General features: G+C 35.6%; 22 protein-coding genes. 9 read left to right on the top strand and 13 right to left on the bottom strand.

Features of this window, described 5'->3' with window-relative positions; genetic code table 11:
- Positions 1-382: 382 nt before the first annotated feature.
- From purT to K8344_RS07445, 4 genes are all read right to left on the bottom strand, one after another.
- Entirely contained in the window at positions 383-1543 is a 1161-nt protein-coding gene (purT, locus tag K8344_RS07460) for a formate-dependent phosphoribosylglycinamide formyltransferase (protein WP_237608109.1), read from the bottom strand.
- A 95-nt stretch (positions 1544-1638) separates the two neighbouring features.
- A complete protein-coding gene (locus K8344_RS07455) occupies positions 1639-4560 on the bottom strand; it encodes a GEVED domain-containing protein (protein ID WP_237608108.1) in 2922 nt (973 codons plus the stop codon).
- A gap of 118 nt (positions 4561-4678) precedes the next feature.
- Entirely contained in the window at positions 4679-5866 is a 1188-nt protein-coding gene (locus K8344_RS07450; protein WP_237608107.1) for a pyridoxal phosphate-dependent aminotransferase, read from the bottom strand.
- 5 nt (positions 5867-5871) lie between these two features.
- Positions 5872-6975 carry a fatty acid desaturase family protein gene (locus K8344_RS07445; RefSeq protein WP_237608112.1) on the bottom strand — a complete coding sequence of 368 codons (1104 nt, stop codon included), beginning with the start codon at positions 6973-6975 and terminating at the stop codon, positions 5872-5874.
- A gap of 125 nt (positions 6976-7100) precedes the next feature.
- Between K8344_RS07445 and rsmG the strand changes: the two genes are divergently transcribed.
- Positions 7101-7739 carry a 16S rRNA (guanine(527)-N(7))-methyltransferase RsmG gene (rsmG, locus tag K8344_RS07440; protein WP_237608106.1) on the top strand — a complete coding sequence of 213 codons (639 nt, stop codon included), beginning with the start codon at positions 7101-7103 and terminating at the stop codon, positions 7737-7739.
- A 51-nt stretch (positions 7740-7790) separates the two neighbouring features.
- On the opposite strand, the gene K8344_RS07435 is transcribed toward rsmG, so the two are convergent.
- Positions 7791-8354, bottom strand: a complete 564-nt coding sequence (locus K8344_RS07435; protein ID WP_237608105.1) for an NUDIX domain-containing protein — start codon at positions 8352-8354, stop codon at positions 7791-7793.
- Positions 8355-8461: 107 nt separating this feature from the next.
- Positions 8462-8866: a T9SS type A sorting domain-containing protein gene (locus tag K8344_RS07430; protein ID WP_237608104.1), complete on the bottom strand. Its 405-nt coding sequence runs from the start codon at positions 8864-8866 to the stop codon at positions 8462-8464.
- Between the two features lie 76 nt (positions 8867-8942).
- Here K8344_RS07430 and K8344_RS07425 point away from each other — a divergent pair, with 76 nt between their 5' ends.
- Together K8344_RS07425 and K8344_RS07420 are read left to right on the top strand one after the other, a co-directional pair.
- Complete coding sequence (locus K8344_RS07425) at positions 8943-9107, top strand: hypothetical protein (RefSeq protein WP_237608103.1); 165 nt, start codon at positions 8943-8945, stop codon at positions 9105-9107.
- 45 nt (positions 9108-9152) lie between these two features.
- Positions 9153-9494, top strand: a complete 342-nt coding sequence (locus K8344_RS07420) for an Omp28-related outer membrane protein (RefSeq protein WP_237608102.1) — start codon at positions 9153-9155, stop codon at positions 9492-9494.
- A 78-nt stretch (positions 9495-9572) separates the two neighbouring features.
- Here the strand turns inward: K8344_RS07420 and pruA are convergent, their stop codons facing one another.
- Positions 9573-11198 carry an L-glutamate gamma-semialdehyde dehydrogenase gene (gene pruA / locus K8344_RS07415; RefSeq protein ID WP_139855802.1) on the bottom strand — a complete coding sequence of 542 codons (1626 nt, stop codon included), beginning with the start codon at positions 11196-11198 and terminating at the stop codon, positions 9573-9575.
- 179 nt (positions 11199-11377) lie between these two features.
- Here pruA and K8344_RS07410 point away from each other — a divergent pair, with 179 nt between their 5' ends.
- On the top strand, positions 11378-12082 hold the full coding sequence (locus K8344_RS07410) for an NRDE family protein (protein WP_237608101.1): 705 nt from the start codon (positions 11378-11380) through the stop codon (positions 12080-12082).
- Here K8344_RS07410 and apaG read toward each other — a convergent pair.
- The 6 genes from apaG to K8344_RS07380 all read right to left on the bottom strand — a co-directional run bounded on the left by apaG (position 12079) and on the right by K8344_RS07380 (position 18172).
- Complete coding sequence (gene apaG / locus K8344_RS07405; protein WP_139855804.1) at positions 12079-12465, bottom strand: Co2+/Mg2+ efflux protein ApaG; 387 nt, start codon at positions 12463-12465, stop codon at positions 12079-12081. The genes K8344_RS07410 and apaG overlap by 4 nt on opposite strands.
- Before the next feature lie 4 nt (positions 12466-12469).
- Positions 12470-13564, bottom strand: coding sequence for a DUF3667 domain-containing protein (locus tag K8344_RS07400; RefSeq protein WP_237608100.1), 1095 nt, complete (start codon positions 13562-13564; stop codon positions 12470-12472).
- Positions 13565-13592: 28 nt separating this feature from the next.
- The gene (locus K8344_RS07395) at positions 13593-14846 is read right to left on the bottom strand and encodes a type IX secretion system plug protein (protein ID WP_237608099.1); all 1254 of its coding nucleotides are present in this window, start codon (positions 14844-14846) and stop codon (positions 13593-13595) included.
- 524 nt (positions 14847-15370) lie between these two features.
- The gene (locus tag K8344_RS07390) at positions 15371-15850 is read right to left on the bottom strand and encodes a DIP1984 family protein (RefSeq protein ID WP_237608098.1); all 480 of its coding nucleotides are present in this window, start codon (positions 15848-15850) and stop codon (positions 15371-15373) included.
- 194 nt (positions 15851-16044) lie between these two features.
- A complete protein-coding gene (locus tag K8344_RS07385) occupies positions 16045-16551 on the bottom strand; it encodes a M23 family metallopeptidase (RefSeq protein WP_237608097.1) in 507 nt (168 codons plus the stop codon).
- Between the two features lie 118 nt (positions 16552-16669).
- Positions 16670-18172, bottom strand: a complete 1503-nt coding sequence (locus K8344_RS07380) for an FAD-dependent oxidoreductase (protein WP_237608096.1) — start codon at positions 18170-18172, stop codon at positions 16670-16672.
- Between the two features lie 357 nt (positions 18173-18529).
- Between K8344_RS07380 and K8344_RS07375 the strand changes: the two genes are divergently transcribed.
- The 5 genes from K8344_RS07375 (at position 18530) to nqrE (ending at position 23332) form a co-directional block, all read left to right on the top strand.
- Positions 18530-19882, top strand: a complete 1353-nt coding sequence (locus K8344_RS07375; RefSeq protein ID WP_237608095.1) for a Na(+)-translocating NADH-quinone reductase subunit A — start codon at positions 18530-18532, stop codon at positions 19880-19882.
- A 35-nt stretch (positions 19883-19917) separates the two neighbouring features.
- Positions 19918-21117, top strand: coding sequence for an NADH:ubiquinone reductase (Na(+)-transporting) subunit B (locus tag K8344_RS07370; protein ID WP_237608094.1), 1200 nt, complete (start codon positions 19918-19920; stop codon positions 21115-21117).
- A gap of 2 nt (positions 21118-21119) precedes the next feature.
- The gene (locus tag K8344_RS07365) at positions 21120-21869 is read left to right on the top strand and encodes a Na(+)-translocating NADH-quinone reductase subunit C (RefSeq protein ID WP_237608093.1); all 750 of its coding nucleotides are present in this window, start codon (positions 21120-21122) and stop codon (positions 21867-21869) included.
- 3 nt (positions 21870-21872) lie between these two features.
- Entirely contained in the window at positions 21873-22517 is a 645-nt protein-coding gene (locus K8344_RS07360; RefSeq protein WP_237608092.1) for an NADH:ubiquinone reductase (Na(+)-transporting) subunit D, read from the top strand.
- Between the two features lie 74 nt (positions 22518-22591).
- Complete coding sequence (gene nqrE / locus K8344_RS07355) at positions 22592-23332, top strand: NADH:ubiquinone reductase (Na(+)-transporting) subunit E (RefSeq protein WP_237608091.1); 741 nt, start codon at positions 22592-22594, stop codon at positions 23330-23332.

Genomic DNA, 23332 nt, shown 5'->3' with positions numbered 1-23332 from the left:
TCGACTGCGCTCAGGGGGACAGGGTCTAGTTTGTAGATGTGGTTAATTTAGTATTGAAAAATTGTCCACAATTTTCAATATCCTGCAAAGTTTTTATAACCTTTTAGGTATTACTCCAACTTACATTTAATTTCTAAATTGGCAGTTAAATACACCCTTCGACTGAGTTCAGGAGGGCAGGGTCTAGTACTGTTATAAGGATAATTTTGAAATAAATAATTTTCCGCTCATCTCATTATTCGGCAAGGTTTCTATAACCTTGTATTACTCTCATTTTTAATGTTAAAAATATAAAATCCAGTTCTTAAGTTTATATAAAAAATACTCGAGAATCTATCGATAGTCGATTTTTAAATATTTCCCTGAAATTTAAAGATTACCTTTAATTCACCTTAACATGTTTAACAAGATTCTTTGCTTTTTCAGTTACTTCAGAGATGTTTCCATCTACTTTATCGTAGGTTAAAACCACTCCCATTCTTCTGTATGGCCGAGAAGTTGGTTTCCCAAAAATTCTAAAATCTGTTTTAGGCGATGCAGCTACTTTTTCAAGATGGCTGTAAGTTGGATTATCTGAATTTTCTGAAGCTAAGATTACTGCACTGCAGCCAATGCGTTCTTGGGTTATTTCTGGAATTGGAAGTCCAAGTACGGCTCTTAAGTGCAATTCAAATTCGTTGAAATTTTGTGTTTTTGCAAGGGTTACCATGCCGGTATCGTGTGGTCTTGGAGAAAGTTCAGAAAAGTAAACGCCGTTATCAGCCACAAAGAATTCTACTCCCCAAATGCCACAACCGGTTAGGGCAGTGGTAACTTTTTCAGCCATTTGTTGTGCTTCCTTTAAAACATCATTTCTCATTGGGGCGGGTTGCCAACTTTCCATATAATCGCCACGTTCTTGTCGGTGGCCAATGGGTGGGCAGAAAAGTGTTTCTCCGTTGCGTTGCGTTACGGTAAGTAACGTAATTTCATAATTAAAATCTATAAATGCTTCTACTATAACTTCAGCCACATCACCACGGGAACCCTCTTGTGAATAGGTCCAAGCGTTTTCAATATCTGCTTCGGTTTTGATGGTACTTTGGCCTTTTCCGCTAGAAGACATTAATGGTTTTACCACGCATGGCATCCCGATTTCCGAAACTGCTTTTTTAAGACTTTCGGCTGAGGTTGCGTAGCGATAAGCTGCGGTTTTTAATCCTAATTCTTTTGCAGCTAAATCACGAATGGCTTTACGGTTCATAGTAAAATTAGCTGCCTTCGCTGAAGGAATAACCGTATAACCTTGCTTTTCATATTCATAAAAACGCTCCGTACGGATGGCTTCAATTTCAGGAACTATATAATCTGGTTTGTATTTTTCAACTAAAGCGTCTAAGGCTTTGCCGTCTAGCATATTTATAACTTCGGCAAAATCTGCCAGTTGGGCTGCTGGAGCATTTTTATAACTATCAACAGCTATAACTGTTTGTCCGATTCTCTTGGCGGCAATGGTGAATTCTTTACCTAATTCTCCGCTTCCTAATAATAAAATTTTGGCCATTTATCGATTTTTGGTAAAAATACAGCAATAGATTTCATAAAAAAACCCAAAGCAATTTTTATGCTTTGGGCTTTAATGTTAATTGAAAAAAATAATTATTTCACAATTATGCGTTGTATTCTTCCGGTATCTCGATTACCAACACGGATTAGGTAAACTCCTTTTGCTACATAGCCCATATCTAGTTTATACCTGTATGTTCCGCCTTCATTTTCAAGTTTTCTAAAAAGTAGTCTTTGTCCTAAAATATTATATACAGACAATTGAAGATCTTTAGAGTACCCTTGAGTTTCAGCTTTAATATCGAACACGTTGTTATCTAAAGATAAAACAGTAAGTCCGCTCTCATTAAAAATTGAATCTCCAACTCCTAATTCTCCTATCTGAACGCTGTAATCTTCTGTTTCTCCAAAAGTTGTTTCTTCACAAGCATCATTTGGAACAGGAGCATTCCAGTTCGTTTTAGCACGCATTAAGTGTTGTCCTATTGCAGCATCTGCAGGAACTACAAAGGGCGTAGTTAATGTAAAGGTACCAGAGCCTTGTCCTTGACCGATTATTACATTATCGACTACTAATTCGTCTTGAGAAAATACAAAGTCGTCATTAAAATCGACCCATACACGAACATATTGATTCCCATAGTTGGTTTTTAAAGTAAGGTCGTAAGTAGTATCAGGATCCATAACCGCAATTTGATCGGTAAAATCGGCATATCCTTCACATTCTGATGGGTTGTCAATAGTGGTTAAATTAAACAATCGTAAACCATCCCCAGAACTACAGTTCATTGTTGGAGTACAATTTTGATTTGTAATTACAACGGCTGTCGCATCGTTCGAAGTATCACTGTCATTAGGTAGCGATGTATATGCGCTTAAATTGTAACTTCCAAAAGATGAAAAATCGCCTGTTTGAGTAAAGGTGTATGTGATCTCTGAATTCCCTTCTAATGGTCCTGCAACAGTTTCAGTAACAATTGATCCTTCTAAATTAAATGAAACATCAAAATTTGATTGTGTTTCGCCTCCAAAGTTTGTAATTGTAACAGTTATTTCTTCTGAATCACTTAATTGTGTGCCAGAGGTAGGTGAGGAAATATCACTCACACCAATATCATTAGGCTCTAAGTAAGTGACAGATTTAGTAAGCGAATCGTTGTCTGTATTTTCATCGCCAGCCATATTTGTTGCAGCTGTAATTGCGTAAGTTGTGCCAACTGTTCCTAAATTTGCAGTCGCTGTAAACGTGTATTCTGCTGTTGTTGCTGAAGGAATTGTTCCTGAAAATGTTTCAGTAACTACTGTGCCACCATCAACCTGAAAAGTTATTGGAAAGTTGGAAGCGCTGTCTTCTCCATAATTAAATATAGTAATCTTAACAGTTTCACTATTTGAAAGTGTTCCAGATTCAGGACTGTCTATGCTTACTACCCCAACATCTTTATTGAAGTTTGGAGCAATTTGAAAAACACCTACAACGTCCTTTCTTCCGTTGTTCATATATTCGTTTATATACCAAAACTCCTTATCGTTTACAGGGTCTATATCAATTTTACTGTAGTCTCCATATCGCAATCCAGGAATATTTTGATTTCCTGCTGCAATTAATTCTTCACTGATAGTCATGGTGTTTAGCGGATCGTTTGCAAAACGTCCCGTATAATATGAACTAACTCTTTTTGAAGTAGGGTCTGGCGTATTCGGACCAGCCATTGCAGTATATCCCATAGCAATATTACCTTGCATGTCCATCATCATACTTCCATGCCAAGCGTGTTTTCCGTCAGGGGAAGTATGTGTGCCTTCTTGGTAAATACTCCATGGTTGCCCATCGCCATCTTGACGCAGTTCGAACCAACGGATTCCCGCAAGTTCACCACCAGTTGCATCTGTATCAACAACAAAATTAAATACTGCAGAGTTGTGAGTGTTAAATTTTCTGAATTGAGCCTGATTCATGATAGTTGCCTGAAGAGCATCAATTGCAGCGCCACCACCAGGTTGAGATAGGTTAGAAAAACTTCCGCCGTCAAAAACTGATATAAATGGAGTCGTGATTAGTTCAATTGGAGCTGTAATTGTGGAATTGGCTGGAGTTGCCCAATCGACATCTATGGTCCATAATTTTACATGATCTTGTGAAACACCAGACCAAGCATCGTCTTGAAGATACACAATAGGAGCAGCCCCAGGAGCAGGAAGGTTATTGTTAGTAACATTTAAGGCTTGCGGACTGTAAAAGCCATTTCTTACAATTCCAGGAAGTGGAAATCCAATAATTTTAGCTGAAGCATCTCCATTAAGCATTTTTGAACGCTCCATAGCATATACTTTATTGGTTGCACTTGTGTTATCCGTCATATAATATCCGTCACTCCAAATTGAAAGTTTTTGATAGTCACTAATTTGAGCAATATTATAAACATACCATCCGTCATTTACTGGGTCTGGCCCATCTGATACTGCTATTTGAGCACCATTCCCAAGAAATGTAATTACAAATCTATCAGCTGCATTGTCGTATGAAACAGTTAAGTCGCAACATCCACCATTTGGAAAAATAGTTGGATTAGGGCTTAATTGTCCAGTTAAAGGGTTTCCGCTTTTATCGAAAATTCTGAAGCCAGTATTAAAAACCACAAATACGTGGTTAGGCCCCACGCCAACGGCAGGATCGGTAGGTTGTGAGTTTGATGAAGCAGCATCAAATACTAGCGAAGGGGTACGCCCTTTTAGGGCTTGTGTTAATTTATGAGGATTTCTCACAAAGAAATCATCTTCAATTTGAGGGTCTTTTCCAGGTACAATTAAGTTTCGCGATGCTCTTCCGTCTTGCATTACAGATTTTTTTACTCGTGCAGGAGGTAATTCGTTCTGTGCGGCCTGGGAGGCAATTGAAGGTACGTGTACTACATTGCCTACTGTACCTACATAGGTGGCTTTGGTTCTATCTTGTGCTGAAGCCCCGAATGCAAAAGCAAAAAGAATGAGAAATAATGTAAATTTTGATTTCATTAAAGTTAGTTTTTTGGATTTTAAAGTGCCTAAATTACAGAGAATTTATATAAAAAAAACAGGATTAGTTGTTTTTAACTAATCCTGTTATTAAAATATTATTTATAGAAATATAGTATTAAGAAACGGCTTCTTTGATTCTTAAAATAGCTTCTTTAATGTCGCTTTCTGATGCAGCATATGAAAGCCTAATGCAATTAGGGTCTCCAAAAGCCTCACCCGTAACGGTTGCTACCTTGGCTTCTTCTAATAGATAAAGTGAAAAATCTGAAGCGGAATTAATATTTTTTCCGCGAAGAGTTTTTCCAAAGAAATAAGAAATATCTGGGAAGACATAAAAGGCACCCTCTGGTTTATTAATTTTAAAACCATCAATATCGGAAAGTAATCCTAGTATAAGCTCTCTTCTTTCTCTGAAAGCGTCAACCATAAATTTAATTTTACTTGGCGGATTTTCTAAGGCTGTAATTGCAGCGCGTTGTGCTATAGCATTTGCTCCACTAGTTACTTGACCTTGCATTTTGTTACAAGCTCTTGCAATCCATTCTGGGCCACCAATGTAACCAATACGCCAACCGGTCATCGAAAAGGCTTTTGAAACCCCATTTACGATTACAGTACGGTCGTACATGTCATCAAATTCAGCCATAGAAGCATGACCCCCACTAAAATTAATGTGCTCGTAAATTTCATCGCTAATTACTGTTACATGAGGGTATTTCACCAATACATCAGCTAATTTTCTGAGTTCTTCTTTACTGTAAACCGAACCACTTGGGTTGCAAGGTGAACTGTAAATAATCATTTTAGTTTTTGGAGTGATTGCAGCTTCTAGTGCTTCTGCAGTAACTTTAAAATCGGTTTCGATAGTAGTTGGAATTTCTATTGGTACTCCTCCAGCAACTTTGCATTGGTCTGCATAACTCACCCAATATGGTGCCGGAAGCAAGACTTCATCCCCTTCATTTAAAAGGACCATAGTTAAGTTTGCTAAAGATTGCTTGGCGCCTGTAGATACTACTATTTGAGAAGGTTTGTATTCAATATTATTATCTCGCTTAAATTTGTGAATTATAGCGTTTTTGAGCTCGCCATAACCATCTACAGGAGTATATGAATGAAAATCGTCTTTAATTGCTTGAATTGCCGCATCCTTGATGTAATCTGGAACTGTAAAATCAGGCTCACCAAGACTTAACCCGATAATGTCTTCTCCTTGATCTTTAAGTTCTCTGGTTTTGGCAGCCATCGCTAATGTAGCTGAGGTTGCCATCGCATTTACGCGATTTGAAAGTCTTTTGTCCATAATAATTAAGCAGTTAGAGTAGCAGGTTTTTGCCCCATTTCTCTTAAATGTCTAAAATGGGCAGCTATCGCCTCTCTGGTAGTTTTATATTCTTTATAAGGTAAATTGAATTCTTTTGTGGTGTTTTTTACAATTTCAGAAATTTTCTTGTAGTGAATATGACTGATATTTGGAAAAATATGGTGTTCTACTTGGTGATTTAATCCGCCAGTGTACCAATTTACAATTGGATTGTTAACAGAGAAATTCACTGTAGTGAATAACTGGTGAATAGCCCAAGTATTTTTCATAGTGCCGCTGTCGTCTGGAAGGAAGATTTCGGTGTCCTCAACAACGTGAGCAAGTTGAAAAACAATACTTAAAATCAATCCAGCAACGTAGTGCATTATAAAGAAGCCTATTAATATTTTCCACCATACAATATCGAAAAATAAAATTGGAATTATTATCCATAAGGAAACGTAAATAATTTTAGTTATTACTAAAATACTCCATTGTTTTACCGGACTTGGGAATTTGCCGTAGGATAGTTTTCTAGCTAAATATCTTTTAGTTTGAAAAAAATCTGTAGTTAGTACCCAGTTAAAGGTTAGTAATCCATAAAGTAATACGCTGTACCAATGTTGATATTTATGGAAACGTTTCCATTTTGAATGTTTTGAAAATCTAAGAATACGTCCTGCTTCTAAATCTTCATCGTGGCCGTGAATATTTGTGTAAGTATGGTGGAGCACATTGTGTTGTACTTGCCAATTATAGACGTTTCCAGCAAGAATATACATACTGCTGCCCATAACCTTATTTATCCATTTTTTGGATGAATATGACCCGTGATTAGCATCGTGCATAACATTCATTCCCACGCCAGCCATTCCTACTCCCATAATAATGGTAAGTAGTAATTGAGCCCATCCAGGGAAATTTAGTGTAAGTAATAAAAAATAAGGGGTAAGATAAAGTGAAAACATGATAATTGTTTTCAGGTGAAGTTTCCAGTTTCCTGATTTATCAATTTCGTTTTCTTTGAAATAATCGTTTACTCGTTTATTTAGTGTTCTAAAGAATTTTGCGCTATCCTTTCTTGAAAAGTTTAAGTTTTTTTGATTCATGTAATAGTTAACAAGGGTAATATAATTTGTAGATTCAACAAAAATAGACATCTTTTATGGAAATCTAGTTGTCGAAATTCACAATTTTAATTAAGATATCCTACTTTTGCGACTTATTTACAGATATGGAGCTAATTTTAAAATATTTCCCACAACTTACTGATACTCAGAAGGAACAGTTTGACCAGTTACAAAGACTCTATCAAGACTGGAATTTAAAGATAAATGTAGTATCTCGAAAGGATATAGATGAACTATACTTAAGACATGTTTTACATTCACTTGGAATTGCAAAAGTTCAAACTTTTTTACCAGGTTCTAATATTTTAGATGTTGGTACAGGAGGAGGTTTTCCGGGTATTCCTCTAGCCATTTTATATCCAGAAGTTCATTTTCACCTAGTAGATAGCATAGGAAAAAAAATAAAAGTAGTAGATGAGGTAGTAAATGGTTTGCAATTAGAAAATGTAAAAACTACAAATGCAAGAGTTGAAACTATTTCAGAAAATTACGATTTTATTGTAAGTCGTGCCGTAGCTCAGATGGAAACATTTGTACATTGGGTAAACGGAAAAATCGCCAAAAAGAGTTTACACGATCGCAAAAATGGGATTCTCTATTTAAAAGGAGGTGATTTGACAGAGGAATTAAAAGTGTATAGAAATGCTGAAATTTATCTTTTAGAAAATTACTTTGAAGAAGAGTTCTTTGAAACGAAAAGTGTGGTGTATTTACCGCTTAAATATAAAGGAAAAGAGAAGTAGCTTCAGGCGGAATTTCGATTTGTTTTAGTAATTAAAACCACCAAAGCTTCATTAAACTTGGTTATTTGTAAGAAACCATTGCAGTGCTAGGATGGTTTTTGCATCCTTAAATTCTGTGATTTTCGAATGAATATCAGCTATGGGTAACTTGACAAGTTGAATATCCTCATTTTCTGTTTCAACTCCACCTCCTTGTGAAATTTTGTCTTGAGCTGAAACCTTTGCAAAATATAAAAATATACGTTCGGTGCTAGCCCCGGGTGAGGTGTAGAATGTATTTATTAGTTTTGGGTTTTTAATTTTATATCCAATTTCTTCTAGTACTTCTCTGATAATACAATCTTTAGGATTTTCATTTTTTTCTAGAGATCCAGCCGGAATTTCGAGCAGCCATCCGTTGTGGTGTTTGCAAGTAGGATATCTAAATTGATTGGTTAGGAGTAAGCTTTGCGATTCCTTTTCATATAAAAGTATTGCCACAGAGTCACCTCTTTCAAATGCTAAACGTCTAACTGTTATTTCACTTCCTTTGAAAGTGTCGTGGGTTATGTTTCCCTCGGTTATTTTATAGTGGTCATCAAATATTGTTTTTTCTCCTTTGATAGTATATTTCATTTTTTTAATGATTTAAATTGCATATTCATACAGTATACCTGAGGTAGGGTTAAGGTATAAAAAAAACCCCGAACGAATCGGGGTTTTCAAAATATGTACTTCTAAAACTATTTAGTAACTAAAAACTTCTTAGTTGTAACCGAGTTATCTTTAGATATTTTAATAAAATAGGTTCCAGCTTGTAGATTAGCAACATTTATTTGAGCGTCTACATCAATGTTATTTTGAGTTAGAATCAATTTTCCTAAAATATCATAAACTTCGATATTTGCATTTTCAGCATTCTTAAGGTTAAGAACTGTACTTGCTGGGTTAGGATAAAGAGCAATGCTTTCAGTGCTAAAATCGTTAGTACCTAATACACCGTTACTACCAAACTGTCCTGTGGTTTCAGCTCCCCAATTACCTACTGCGTAAAACAGTTGGGTTCCTTCACTATCAGTTAAAGTGAATCTTGTTCCACCGTCTCCCCAAGTGTCTATCCCAGTAAATAGATAGCAGTCTTCGTCCAAATTAAATGTAAGGTTTACTGTAGTGTTGTTAGGGTAAGGTCCACCATTGTCGATAATGTTCCCATTGCTATCTTTAATGTTCCAGCGGCACTCAGATCCATATCCATCGGTACGAATTTCTAAGTTAACTGTGCCAGTACCTTCAGCTGCTTGGTCAAAAGTGGTAGATTGTGAGTTGTTAGAGTTATCGTCGTCGTTAGGGATAGTAACCTCCAGTGTGTTTGTGCTATTTAACGTATAGTTTACTGTTGGTAAAGAAACCGTCTCCGATCTAAGCGATAATAAGTTGCCAGTCCATGTAAATGTGTGCGTTTCACCATTAATTGTGTATGTAATAGGTAGCGAAGTAATTGGGTCTGCGCCTCCTGGGCATCCTTATGAAGGTCTAGGAAATCCGATTGAAGATTATGTACACAATGATGCGTTGAGAAATTCACTTTCTGACTTGTTTGGAGATGCAATTCCTTCAACACCTGCTTTCCAAGAATTTAAAAAGAACTACACCTTTACAGTTCCTTCTAACTATGTAGGTGAAAACTTAAGTTTTGTAGTTATGGTAGTTGATCAGGACAACAATGCTAAAAACTCTCAGTTTGCAAGTATTAATGAGATTAAGAATTTTGAATAAAAATCTTTAAAATAGATCATAAAAAAGCCCCGATTTGAAACTTCAAATCGGGGCTTTTTCTATTTAAATGATTTTAGGTTACCCTAAGAATGGATATCTATAATCTGTAGGAGAAACAAAAGTTTCTTTTATCAATCTAGGAGAAATCCAACGGTAAAGGTTTTGTTTACTACCTGCTTTATCATTTGTGCCACTTGCACGAGCTCCACCAAAGGGTTGTTGCCCTACAACAGCTCCAGTTGGTTTGTCGTTGATATAGAAGTTACCTGCAGCGTTTTCAAGAGCCTTTACAGCTTCTTCTAAAGCATATCTATCTTCACTGAAAACAGCACCTGTCAATGCGTATTCGCTAGTTCCATCAACTAATTCAAGCATTTCTGTCCAGTCTTTATCTTCATATACGTAAACTGTTAGAACAGGTCCGAAAAGCTCAGTACACATAGTAGTGTATTTCGGGTCTTTAGTTACAATAACAGTAGGCTCGATAAAGTAACCTTTGCTCTTATCGTATCCACCTCCAACAATAATTTCAGCGTTTTTATCTTTCTTAGCTTGATCTATGTAGCTTGCAAGTTTATCGAAAGAGCTTTCATTAATTACTGCAGTAATAAAGTTCCCCATATCTTCTGGAGTACCCATTTTGAATGAGCGAACATCTTCAATCAATTGCTTTTTAACATCTTCCCAAATTGTACTGGAAATGTAGCAACGGCTTGCTGCACTACATTTTTGACCTTGGAATTCAAATGCTCCACGGGCCATTGCAGTAGCAACTTGTTTTGGGTTGGACGTTTTATGAGCAACAATAAAGTCTTTACCTCCAGTTTCACCTACTATTCGTGGGTAAGTTTTATAGTTTGAAATATTGTTTCCAATTTTCTGCCAAATACCTTGGAAAACTCCTGTTGAACCGGTAAAGTGAACTCCACTGAAATCTGGGCTTGCCATAAGCGTATCTGAAATCATTACAGCGTCTCCCATTACCATGTTGATTACTCCTGCAGGAACACCAGCTTCACGGAATACATCCATAATAACTTTTGCTGAATAAACCTGAGTGTTACTTGGTTTCCAAACTACTACGTTCCCCATTAATGCAGCGCTTGCAGGAAGGTTCCCAGCAATGGCAGTAAAGTTGAATGGAGTAATAGCATAAATAAATCCTTCTAGCGGACGGTATTCAACTCTGTTCCAAGCTGAAGATGTAGATTCTGGTTGCTCAGCATAGATTTCAGTCATATACTGAACGTTGAAACGCAAGAAATCTATTAGCTCGCAAGCAGAATCAATTTCAGCTTGATAGATATTTTTAGACTGCCCAAGCATGGTAGCAGCGTTTATTTTTGCTCTATATGGTCCAGCAATTAGTTCGGCAGCGCGAAGGAAGATTCCAGCACGTTGTTCCCATGGCATTGCAGCCCATTTTTTTCTTGCTTCCAAAGCAGTTTCAATTGCTTCTTCAACATTTTTCTTAGTAGCTTTATAGTAAGTACCTAACACGTGCTTGTGATCGTGTGGAGGCGACATTGTAGCGGTTTCTTTAGTTTTAACCTCTTTTCCGTTGATAAATAAAGGCACTTCAATTTCTGCCTTATACATTTCTCTATACGTTTTAAGTACTTCTTCTCGTTCTTGTGAACCAGGAGCGTAGTCCTTAACAGGTTCGTTTACAGCGATCGGTACTTCAAAAAATCCTTTTCCCATTACATTATTATTTTTGTGTTCTTAAAGGTTGCAAAGATACAATTTTTGAAGCACCTAATCTTCATATTTCTTAATTCCAAAATGGATAAATTTGGTAATCAGTCTAATTTTACATTTAAAGCTAGTAAATTGGTGTTTTTAAGTTTCCTTTTGTAGATTCGATTAATAAATAAATCATAATGTGCACTATAACTTTCACTCCTATATCAAATCACGGATTTATATTAACTTCTAATCGTGACGAAGCTCCAGGTCGAGAAACCTTACCGCCTGAAATTTATAATGAAGATGGCGTAAAACTACTTTATCCTAAAGATGCGGTTGCGGGAGGAACTTGGATAGGAGTAAGTGATAGAAAACGAGTTGCTTCATTAATGAACGGAGGCTTTGTGGCTCACGAACCCAAACAATCTTACCGTAAAAGTAGAGGAGTAGTGTTAAAAGATATTTTGAGATCAAACGATTTAAAATCGGAAATAGAACAATACAGTTTCCAAGATATAGAACCATTTACCGTTATTCTTGTAGATTGGAATGATGGTGTTAGATTATTTAAATTAGTTTGGGACGGGGAAAAATATCATTTTTCTGAAGAACCCTTAGCTCCTCAAATTTGGTCTTCCTCACCATTGTACCCTGAAGTTTTAAAGAAAAAAAGAGAGAAATGGTTTTCAGAGTTCTTATTCAAAACTATTAGACCTACAGCAGATGAATTGCTAAATTTTCATAAAACATCAGGAGATGGAGATTTCAACAGTAGTTTAGTAATGAATCGGGAATATGTAAAAACTAAAAGTATTACACAGATTGTTAAGAATAACGATGCTATTTCAATGCGGTATGAAGATTTGCAAACTGATAAAGTAAGTAATACAGCATTTTAATTCAATGAGAAGGGAGCGCTCAAGTTAAAAAGCGGAATTGCAACACTAAATTTACGATTAGATTCAAAATTTATCATGTTAAAATGACCTTTCATCGAGCCAAAAGGAGAGAATAATAAGCAGCCACTAGTGTACGAATGTCTTTCACCAGGCTTTAGAATAGGTTTTTGCCCAATAACTCCTTCACCTTCTACAATAACAGTGTTGTTTAATGAGTCTTTGATTACCCATCTTCGCGAAGTGAGTTGAACAGTGTCTTTTCCTTGGTTTTCAATGGTGATATTATAAGCAAAGGCATATTGCATTTTACGGTTTTTGTAAAATGTCCCGTCAAATTCAGTAAGTACTGAAATTTTAATTCCTTGTGTTACCTGTTGTACCATTTTGTTAGTATAAAGCTGCACTTATCGCTACAAAAAATCCTATTGCTACCATAAAACTCAGCGAGAATATAATGCTTAAAAATACAAATTTAAACAATGTTGTCCATTTTCCCTGACCATAAAATTTCTTCAGTGCGAAGTAAAAATATAATGGGCCAATGATGGCAAATAAAAGGGTTTGAAAAAAAGTGGAGTTAAAGATTATATCAGGAATACTGAAAATAATCAAATAAAGAAATATAAAACTGAAAATATGAAATACAAAAATTACGTGTTCAATAAAATTGTATTTATTTCGTGAGTAGGATAGCCAAAAAAACAAAGCATAAATTGGAGCAAAAAAGAATAAGAAAAAAGGCAATTTAGCTTTTAAATAGTTGAAGAATTCGTCTGTATTGTGAATTATTTTGTAAACCGAAACAGATCGCGAATAAAGCCATCGGTGTTTAAAGGTGTTGATGTGACCTAAACTATCAAGAGCTGCAATTGGGTTTTCAATCTTAGTTTTTAAATAATAAGAATAGTAAATATTTCCGCGCTTACTGTAGCTCTCAAAAAATGATAAACTATCTAAAGTTTTATCTGAGTAATATTGTGATATACCCAATTCTTTAGCTTTTAAAACCTCATTAGGAGAACTATTTAAAACGAAGTTCTCTGGTTGTTCATTAATTAGCGAATCCATCGAAACGCCATTTTCCACATCATTGTTTAGATTGAATGACCTAGGCTTTTCTGAGGTTTGTATAAACCCTATAAAACTTTCTAAAAGAAAATAAATAATAGAAACACTTAGAAAAAAGCGAAAGGGATTGGCGTATTTAAGACGTTGTCCTTTTACATAGTTCTTTGTAATTACACCAGGCCTAAACAGTAAATCCTTGAATGTTTTACGTATTCGAGAGTCGTAAACTAGAATACTACTAAGGAATTCCGCCAAAAAATCTTTGGCAGAAAGTTGTTTGTCACTATTAAGTTGGGAGCAATATGGACAGTAAACATCGCTTTTATCGAGTGGTAGATTACAGTTCAAGCATCGAGTTCCACGGTATCGCATTGATTTTCTTCCACCGTGAACTTTTGGCTTACTTTTGCTCATCACTCGGTCATTAAGTAAAATTTATATATTAATTATTGGTAATTGAGGTTGAATTTGCACGACCAATTCCTATAATTCTATCATATCTAGCGCCAAGGTCTCGAAAATATACAACCACGGTGTAATCGTTTTCTGTTTGCCAGAAATCTCCGCTTATAGCGCCTTCATCTATACTTCCATCTCTGTTTACTATTACATATTTGTAGTTGTAAAATCCTTGTTTGAAAAGTCTAGTATTTCTATAAGAATCACTTTCACTGTCATATCGTAAGTATGTGCTCTCGTCTATAGTCCAGTTGTTGAAGTTACCGTAAACATGAATCTCTTTGTCGCCTAAATCTTCATAATACTGTAAGTTGAAATGCATTCGAACGTATTCAGCTTCAATATCTTGATCTCTAGCATCAATATTCCTTACCACAAAATTACCGTTAATATCGGGGTTGTAGGTGTATGGTCTATTGTATCTTGGGATATTTGTGAATAAATAATTTTCGTATAAATCGGTAACGGCGATTGATCTTATACCGTTTGAGGCTGAGCGCTCATCCTTGTTATCGAAAGCTAAAAATTCATTTCCACCTCCAAATGCAGCTTCTTTATCATATTTGTAAATAAGCTCATTACCCATAGTGTATTGAGGAACAAGGTCTGTTATAGCCGTTTTAAGGTTGCTGTTTTGAAGTACTAGGGTTTTTACACTTTGCTTTGGGTTTCTCAACAATAAGCTTTGTGAGTTTACAGTAAATTGAACTACTTGTTTTTCGTCAATAACATTTAGATCTCTTGCGCGCTTAATTTCAACTCCAACCGATGCAATATCCTCTACGACCAAGAATTTTCTAGTGAAAATCAAATCTCCATTACTACTAAATATGCTTAGCAAATAATTCCCGCTTTTTTTTATTGTTCGAGTGTCTCGGTTGGGGATTGTTAATTTGTAGTGTGAGTATATTTGAAGCGTGTTTAATGAGTTTTGATATTCGGTGATACGAACATCGTCAAACCCATCTAAATATTCACTTTTTGAAAGGTCTGAAGGGGTCCAATCAAAATTGTGGTGAGTGATTCTATAAAAGTAATCTGCCTCTTCACCATTTAACGCATCGAACGTTAATTCTAGAGATTGTCCTAATCTAATTATTGGTAATTCACTTAATTCTGTAGCACCTTTAAATTGTACAGTTTGAATATAGGATGGTTCTACTTTTTCAGTAATTTGAGCCGAAATTTGAGGCGCAATAAAAAAAAAGATAAGGGAGAAAGTGAATGATTTTAGCATAATAATTATTTATGAAGCTAATATACTCAAATTTTATGCCTGTTGCTTAATTGATTTCGATGGTAAATAAAATTATTTCATTTAAAGTAATAATCTTGAAATGCTTTTCGAAATTTACCAAGTTAACTTCAGATTTCACCTTAATCGAGAGTCTGAATCGTCCGATTTCCAAAAAATTCAGCGTACGGGATATAGGCTTAAGTCAAAAAAAAATATTGCTTTTTCGCTGTCTTTCAAGCACCAATTATATTCTGAACGGTGATATGGGATGAAATTAAAGTGAAAAAAATGCTATTACCATTTTTATAATTCTAGCTATTGGAAGTTAATTAATAAGAATGATCGGTCAATACCTGGTAGTAAATTATAAATTATACACTTGTAAGTTGTAAGCGGTAATGGGTCTTAAACAGTACGTTTTGCCGCAACCCAAGCAGCTTCTGTATTGGTAGTGTTTTCAATTTGCCCCGAAAACTACCACAAAAAGGGGCTGGTACTCGCCCCGACCATTCTAGCCTTTCGGCTTAATCTTTAAGCTCGGTGAGCCAATTTATTTCTTGAATCTTGCTGTCAATTTTTCTAAATGCTCTTCCTGTTTCATCCATTTCTTTTTGAAGCTTTTTGATGCTAATTGTGTTTTTTAAATTGCTGTCGCCACTGTTGTTAAATTGTGCGTCAAGTCTTATTCTTCTTAGTCTTTCAGAAAGCATTTTTAAAGAATCTCTTTTCGCTAGTGCTTCCATAAGAACTCCTTCACCTTCAACTAAAGTTTCGTTGTTGGTTTTATTAATTCGAATAACTAAGGTTTCTAAATCTTGAATAGCATTTCGTAATTGAGCTATCAATTTGTCAGGATCTTCTTGAGGTAGTTTATCGTCTGAAACTACCAAAACTGGTCTAATTCTATTTTGAAGATGTTCAATTTTCTTCAATAAGTCTGCTCTTAACAAAAGGCCTTCAGCAAGCTTCATTTTCTTATTTATTCGATCGTTATTATCGGACATTAAAATAGTATTAAAATTATTTAATAGGCTCCCACACTATTGACGCCTTCTTTCACTCCTATAGTGAGGTTTTACATATTGAATGACATTGCAAATATACTATCAGGTTATAGTATTAAAATAGTAAAGAAATACTAAGCTAATTTTAGAGTGATACTATATTGCTATAAAAGATAATTGTAATTATCCACTTATCAATTTTCAAAATACGCAATAGGGTTTAAATAAAACATTTTTTTCCAACCTTGTTTGTCGGAATCTACTCTCCAAAAATACGGAATAATTGTAACAATAGAGTAGTGGAGATGGGGTGCTTTTCGTGCAGCATTTCCAGTGTTTCCAACTGTTCCTATCTTAGACTTTTTACTTACATAAGACAACAAAGAGGTATTTAAATCATTGAGGTGAGCGTAATAATGTAACCGCCATTTTGGTCCTAGTACTAAAACTATTTTCCCTCCTATAGGCATTTCCCCTGAGAATAATACAAATCCATTTGTAGCCGAATATATTGTAGTTCGTTTTTTTGCAAATACATCTACACCTTTATGTGTAACAGATTTCCCCCACGGGTAATACCAAAACGAATCAGCATTATAATCGGACGTAGTGGCACCTTTTACAGGCATTTTTAAATTTTGTGGAATTAAAAAACCTATAAGTAGTATCAATAATAATGTGAAGAAAATTTTATTTTTCAACGGTAAAGATTAAGCTAAGTTTAGATTGATAGCTAAAATAATTAATTTCCCAATGTAAAATAATAAAGAGTCATAATTCTTTATAACTCCCTAAGGCTGTGTATTCAAAGAGTTCGGTTTATTCAGTGTTGTTTGGATTGTTTTTTCTTTTTAAAACTCGTCCTCTGGGTTCGTTTCCTTTATGGAGTGCAATTTTAGAATGAAGGAATTTTGCAGCTGCAGCAGAGTCTTTTACTTTTGAAGCACTTCGCTTTATCATATCGGCTTCGAAATCATTTAAAACGCTTTCCCTTACTCCTGTTTTTCTCCATTGGGATAAGGCATTACAACCTTTAGATATTTCTCTTGCCAGAGAAAGTGCGTCCAACAGTGCTTGATTGGCACCTTGACCTTTAAAAGGACTCATTGGGTGGGCAGCATCTCCAATTAAGGTAATTGAGCCGCATTTCTTTAATAATTCTGGATCTAGTAATTCTCGGTCGTAAACTGGATATCCAGAAATTTGAGATTCTTTCGTGGTACTAATAATTTGCGGAATAGGAGAATGCCATTGTGTTCTTTTGATTGCTTCTTCCTTTAACGCTTTAGCTCCTTCCTTACTTAATGATTTCGCATGTGTTTCCGACATAGGGAAGCTAAGTTGCCACATAACGGTATCTGAAGTGAAAGGCATGACGTATATGCGTTCGTTGCCATTTGCTGTTTGAAATACTGTTTTAGAATCTAAAAGTGAATTATCAGTATTTTTTAAGGATTCTAAAGAGCAAATTCCCAGAATTACAATACAATCAAGATGCCGTAAGGGAGAAGTGTTTTCACCCAGTACGAGCCTCCTCACTGAGCTTCTAATGCCGTCTGCACCTACGACTAGATCAGCTCTTGCTATTTTAGTTTTTCCGTTTTCTAAAAATTTTAAATCAACACTATTGTCTTTTCTTTCGGTAAGGTCAATTAATTTGTGGCCCCACTGAATTGGGTTTTTTGAATCTAATTGCTCAAGTAAAGCTAATCGTAGGGATTGCCTTGCAATATGAATATTAGTTTTTTTTGAAATCTTTTTTGAATCAAATTTAATCCATTTTCTCATTCCCCATTCTCCAATAATAGTTCCCTCTACAGTATGAACTAGATGTCTGTTTGATATCACGCCATCTTTTAAGGAGAGAATTCCTAATGCAGCAATGGCTTTACTAGCTTGTTGCAGAGTGAGTCCGTAGCCCTGAGATCGAGTGTCGAAATTATCGTCTCGTTCATAAAGAGTGTAGGGGATGCCACGATGTAAACAAGCTACGGCAAGAGCTGCGCCACCTATTCCGCCACCAATAATTGCTACATGTGGCATTGTTTCACTTTCCGGAATTGGATGGTTTTTTGATGGAATTATTCCTGTTCCTTCACAAGTTGTACAAAGTTTAGAAGGAGCTTCAGGCCGAGTGGGGGTCTTGGTTCTGGTAGTTGATTTTTTAAAATCGTCTAATTCATTTTGATAGCGTTTTCTTGCTTTTATGCTAAGTTTTTGACGTTTTTTTCCACGGCCTTTACAATCATTACAAGCAGTCCAGTAATTTTTTTCATATTCAACTTTTCTCACTTCTGTTTGCTTATTTTGATATAGTTCCATCCGGTTATAGTACAACAATTAAAATGAACTTTGCTGTATTTATTTATAGCGCAATAGTAATTATTTTTTGTGGTTGAAGTTGAAGATATTAGATGGAAGTTAATAATTTTTTAATCAAAAGATAGAATAAAGAAACTTGTGATAAGTTTATTTTTTGATGTGAAATAGGCAATTTTTAAGCCATACAATCTTTCAAACCCTTTTTAATTTGCCTAATCTTATTTTTATGAAATAAAATTATACCCATTTGTTGTGCAATGGTGGTTTTAATTTATAAATTTGCACGCCCTTAAACTCAGAGCATATATTATTTTGGGTTTATTAAGGTGATATAAAGGCATTATTAATATCTGTATTATGTCCAAAGACATTAAAATTAAAAAAGGTCTCACTATTAAGCTGAAGGGTGAAGCGGAAAAGACAATTTCTAGCGCACCAAGATCTAGAACTTTTTCTATAAAACCGTCGGATTTTCATCTTATCATCCCGAAAATGGTGCTTAGAGAAGGCGATAAGTTTCAAGCTGGTGACACCATTTTCTACTCAAAGAGTGACGAATCTATAAAATTTGTTTCACCTGTAAGTGGTACTCTTGCTAAAATAGAGCGCGGTGCAAAACGTGTAATTACTAATCTTTTAATCGAAGCGGATACGCAGGATACTTATAAGGATTTTGGTGTTTTAAACCCAGAATCTTCAAGTGCTGATGCTATTAAGGCTAGATTGCTTGAATCTGGTTGCTGGCCATTTATAATGCAACGACCATATGCGGTTATTGCCAATACTGAGCAAGAGCCAAAAGCTATCTATGTTTCAGCAAATACTACTGCGCCATTAGCCAACGATGTTGACTTTTCTTTAAATGGTAAAGAAAAAGAACTTCAAGCTGCGGTAACTGCTCTTAGTAAACTTACTAAAGGACAGTTGCATGTTGGTATTGGTAAAAGCGGAAGCTCTCCTTTTAAAGGTTTAAAAGATATTACGCTGCACACTGTATCAGGACCACATCCAGCAGGTAATGTTGGTACGCTAATAAACAAGGTTCAGCCTGTTAATAAGGGTGAGGTTGTTTGGACTGTTGCGCCACAAGATCTTGTAATTATTGGTGAGTTATTGCTAACTGGTAAGTTTAATGCTGAAAGAACTGTTGCTCTTTCAGGCTCAGAAGTGAAAGCTCCAAAATATTATAAAACTAAAATAGGTTCAGAGGTTTCTACTTTCTTGTATGATTCTGGGCTGAACAGTGAGAATGTACGCGTTATTAGTGGTGATGTTCTTACTGGAGCTAAAATTTCACCAAAAGGTCATTTAGGATATTACAGTAACACCGTAACTGTAATTCCAGAAGGTGATGACTACGAATTATTTGGTTGGAATAAGCCTGTTTTTGATAAAATATCTACTTCAAGAGCGTTAACATTCTCTTGGTTGATGCCAAGCAAAGTATACGATCTAGATACAAACACCAACGGAGAGCATAGAGCTTTCGTGATGACTGGTATCTATGAAGAAGTTTTTCCATTAGATATGTATCCTTTACAAATGCTTAAAGCTTGTATGGTAAAAGATCTAGATCAAATGGAAGCTATGGGAATGTATGAGGTGGCACCAGAAGATTTTGCGCTTACAGAATTTGTTTGCGTAAGTAAGCAACCACACCAACAGATCATTAGAAACGGTCTTGATATAATGTATAAAGAAATTGGATAATTGTTCATTTTGAAGAAATGAAAAATACGTAGTATATGGGATTGAAACAGAATTTACATAAGCTAAAGGAAAAGTACAGAGGTACGAAAATGGCTCCTGCATTTAATGCGTTGCATACCTTCTTGTATATGCCAAATGAAACCACACATTCTGGTTCGCACGTTCGAGTAGTGGACGATTTAAAGCGAACAATGAATACGGTAATTATGGCACTTGTTCCTTGTTTAATTTTCGGAATTTTTAATGCTGGATATCAGCATTATGCTGCTATAGATGGAACGTTGCGATTAGATCCTTTAGCTAACTTTTTTACTTGGGACAATTTTGCTCTAGGTGCTTTGAAGGTATTGCCTTTGGTTATAATTTCATATGGGGTTGGTCTATTAATAGAATTTATTTTTGCAATTATCAACAAACACGAAGTTGAAGAAGGGTACTTGGTAACGGGTATGCTTGTGCCGCTTATTGTTCCTATTGATATTCCACTTTGGATGCTTACTGTAGCGGTAATTTTTGGTGTTGTAATTGGTAAAGAAGTTTTTGGTGGAACTGGAATGAATATCCTTAACCCGGCGCTTACTATTCGTGCTTTCTTGTTTTTTGCTTATCCAACTTGGATGAGTGGAGATAAAGTTTGGGTACACGGTGCTAAAGAAATGACGGGACAACCTGATGCAATTTCTGGAGAAACAATATTAGGTAGCCTAGCTCAAAACCAAGAACCTATTTATAGTATATGGGATAGTTTCTGGGGCTTTATACCTGGATCGGTAGGAGAAACTTCTACTTTCTTAATACTACTAGGTGCAGCATTTTTAATTTACACAAAAATTGGAAGCTGGAGAATTATGCTTTCAGCGGTTATTGGTGCTTTAGCGATGGGGCTTATCTTTAACGGTGTTGTAAATGCTGGTTGGATTCAAGAAGGAAATACTTTCTACGGATTAATGAGCGAAACATTCTGGCATCACTTAGTGATTGGTGGTTTAGCGTTCGGGATTGTTTATATGGCAACAGATCCAGTTACAGGTTCGCAAACCAATATGGGTAAATGGTATTACGGTTTCTTTATAGGGTTTATTTCGGTGCTAATACGAGTGTTTAACCCGGCTTACCCAGAAGGTGTGATGCTTGCAATATTGTTGATGAACGTATTTGCACCAACAATTGACCATTACGTGGTACAAGGAAATATTAAGAAGAGAATGAAACGTTTAAAAGCTAAAACAGCGTAATCATGTCAAAGAAAACAGATAAAAACTCATATACTATAATCTTTGCAGTGATTATGGTAATTGTAGTGGGATCACTTTTAGCCGGTGTTGCACAAGGGTTAAAAAGTAAAATAACACTAAATGAGCGTTTCGAAAAGATGCAAAACATTCTTTACGCTATGGGTGTTAATGATAATGAAGGTGATGGTGATATCTCATTTATCTCTACCGATAAAGTTGAAGAAGCTTTTTCAAAATACATTACTAAGCAATTAGTAATTCAAGGTGAAGAAGTAACAGAAGATTCGGAAGCGTATTTAATAGATATTAAACAAGAAGAAGCCAAAGCGAAAGACCCAAACTACAAGCGTAGACTTCCTTTATTTGTAGGAGAGAAGGATGGTAAAACTCTTTATGTAATTCCTATGAGAGGTAAAGGTCTTTGGGATGCAATTTGGGGCTTTGTAGCTGTTGACCAATCGTTAGTGGTACAAGGTGTATTCTTTGACCATGCGGGGGAAACTCCAGGTCTAGGAGCTGAGATTAAGCAACGCTATTTTATGGACGACTTTACTGGTGAGCACATCTTAGATGGCGATACTTTTAAAGGAATAACCGTAGCAAAAGGTAATAACGACCCTGTTAACGAAAATAAAACCGACAATAAGGTTGATGCTATTGCTGGAGCAACTATCACTGGTGATGGAGTAACAGCAATGATTAAAAAGGATATGAGAATGTACCTTCCTTATTTAAAATCTTTAAATCAATAAATTATGGGATTGCTATCAAAAAAAGACAGTAAGCTTATTCTAGATCCTCTAGCGGATAATAACCCTATTACAATTCAGGTTTTAGGAATTTGCTCTGCATTAGCTATTACAGCCCAACTTAAAGCTTCAATTGTAATGGCCATTTCGGTACTTGCAGTTATGGGGATTGGAAACGTGGTAATATCGTTAATGCGTAATGTAATACCTTCAAAAATTAGAATTATCGTTCAGTTGGTAGTAGTGGCCTCCTTGGTAATTGTTGTAGATCAAGTATTGAAGGCTTTTGCTTACTCGTTAAGTAAAGAACTTTCTGTATTTATTGGTTTGATTATTACTAACTGTATTATCATGGGGCGTTTTGAGGCATTTGCATTGGCTAATGGTCCTTGGAGATCATTCTTAGATGGTATTGGAAATGCTGCTGGTTATGGTCTTATACTTGTAATCGTTGGTTTCTTTAGAGAATTACTTGGTTCTGGAACACTTTTAGGATATCAAGTGCTTGGAGATCCAATTACGAAAACTGGGCTTTATGCTATAGGGTATGAAAACAATGGATTTATGCTATTGTCTCCAATGGCTTTGATTATCGTAGGATTAATCATTTGGGTACAACGCGCAAGAAATAAAGACTTAATAGAGGAATAACAAACTAGGCAGATGATGGTTGTAGTAGGTATTCCTATTTTTTAACTAAAGCTGCAAATTCAATTACTGAACAAATGGAACACGTAGAGTTATTTTTTAAATCGATATTTATAGACAACATGGTATTCGCCACGTTCCTTGGAATGTGTTCTTACCTCGCGGTGTCTAAAAAAGTATCAACTGCTGTTGGTCTTGGTGCTGCAGTTATTTTTGTACTAGCAGTTACCGTACCTATAAACTGGCTTTTAGATCAATATATATTAAAGGATGGAGCTTTAATTTGGTTAGGTGAAGAATATGCTTCTTATGACCTGAGTTTCTTATCATTTATTCTTTTTATTGCAACCATTGCAACTATGGTTCAGCTGGTAGAGATTGTTGTTGAGAAGTTTTCACCTTCTCTATATAACTCCTTAGGTATTTTCTTACCACTTATCGCTGTAAACTGTGCGATTTTAGGAGGATCATTATTTATGCAATCTAGAGAAATCGAAACTTTAGGCTTGGCATTAAACTACGGAATAAGCTCAGGAATTGGTTGGTTTTTAGCTATTCTTGCTATTGCAGCCATTCGTGAAAAAATCCGTTACTCAAATGTTCCAGCACCATTAAGAGGATTGGGGATTACTTTTATTATTACTGGTTTAATGGCGATTGGATTTATGAGTTTCGGAGGTATGTTAACCGGTGGTGATGAGGACACATCTTCATTAGAAGGAAACCCTGAAAACTTAGGAATTCAAACTGAACAAATTCAAAATGAAAATACAGAGGCCGTGAAAGCGGTTGAAGTTTCAACTATAACGAAGCAATAG

The sequence above is a fragment of the Aequorivita xiaoshiensis genome, assembly GCF_022008395.1.
Lineage (GTDB): Bacteria > Bacteroidota > Bacteroidia > Flavobacteriales > Flavobacteriaceae > Aequorivita > Aequorivita xiaoshiensis.
Note: the sequence above shows the minus strand (reverse complement) of the source record. Positions and strands in the feature narration are given on the sequence as shown.

Bases quoted from the DNA above. Each gene is read 5' to 3' on its own strand.
- purT (WP_237608109.1), bottom strand. From the start codon at position 1,543: ATGGCCAAAATTTTATTATTAGGAAGCGGAGAATTAGGTAAAGAATTC.
- K8344_RS07455 (WP_237608108.1), bottom strand. From the start codon at position 4,560: ATGAAATCAAAATTTACATTATTTCTCATTCTTTTTGCTTTTGCATTC.
- K8344_RS07450 (WP_237608107.1), bottom strand. From the start codon at position 5,866: ATGGACAAAAGACTTTCAAATCGCGTAAATGCGATGGCAACCTCAGCT.
- K8344_RS07445 (WP_237608112.1), bottom strand. From the start codon at position 6,975: ATGAATCAAAAAAACTTAAACTTTTCAAGAAAGGATAGCGCAAAATTC.
- rsmG (WP_237608106.1), top strand. From the start codon at position 7,101: ATGGAGCTAATTTTAAAATATTTCCCACAACTTACTGATACTCAGAAG.
- K8344_RS07435 (WP_237608105.1), bottom strand. From the start codon at position 8,354: ATGAAATATACTATCAAAGGAGAAAAAACAATATTTGATGACCACTAT.
- K8344_RS07425 (WP_237608103.1), top strand. From the start codon at position 8,943: ATGTTCCAGCGGCACTCAGATCCATATCCATCGGTACGAATTTCTAAG.
- pruA (WP_139855802.1), bottom strand. From the start codon at position 11,198: ATGGGAAAAGGATTTTTTGAAGTACCGATCGCTGTAAACGAACCTGTT.
- K8344_RS07410 (WP_237608101.1), top strand. From the start codon at position 11,378: ATGTGCACTATAACTTTCACTCCTATATCAAATCACGGATTTATATTA.
- apaG (WP_139855804.1), bottom strand. From the start codon at position 12,465: ATGGTACAACAGGTAACACAAGGAATTAAAATTTCAGTACTTACTGAA.
- K8344_RS07400 (WP_237608100.1), bottom strand. From the start codon at position 13,564: ATGAGCAAAAGTAAGCCAAAAGTTCACGGTGGAAGAAAATCAATGCGA.
- K8344_RS07395 (WP_237608099.1), bottom strand. From the start codon at position 14,846: ATGCTAAAATCATTCACTTTCTCCCTTATCTTTTTTTTTATTGCGCCT.
- K8344_RS07390 (WP_237608098.1), bottom strand. From the start codon at position 15,850: ATGTCCGATAATAACGATCGAATAAATAAGAAAATGAAGCTTGCTGAA.
- K8344_RS07380 (WP_237608096.1), bottom strand. From the start codon at position 18,172: ATGGAACTATATCAAAATAAGCAAACAGAAGTGAGAAAAGTTGAATAT.
- K8344_RS07375 (WP_237608095.1), top strand. From the start codon at position 18,530: ATGTCCAAAGACATTAAAATTAAAAAAGGTCTCACTATTAAGCTGAAG.
- K8344_RS07370 (WP_237608094.1), top strand. From the start codon at position 19,918: ATGGGATTGAAACAGAATTTACATAAGCTAAAGGAAAAGTACAGAGGT.
- K8344_RS07365 (WP_237608093.1), top strand. From the start codon at position 21,120: ATGTCAAAGAAAACAGATAAAAACTCATATACTATAATCTTTGCAGTG.
- K8344_RS07360 (WP_237608092.1), top strand. From the start codon at position 21,873: ATGGGATTGCTATCAAAAAAAGACAGTAAGCTTATTCTAGATCCTCTA.
- nqrE (WP_237608091.1), top strand. From the start codon at position 22,592: ATGGAACACGTAGAGTTATTTTTTAAATCGATATTTATAGACAACATG.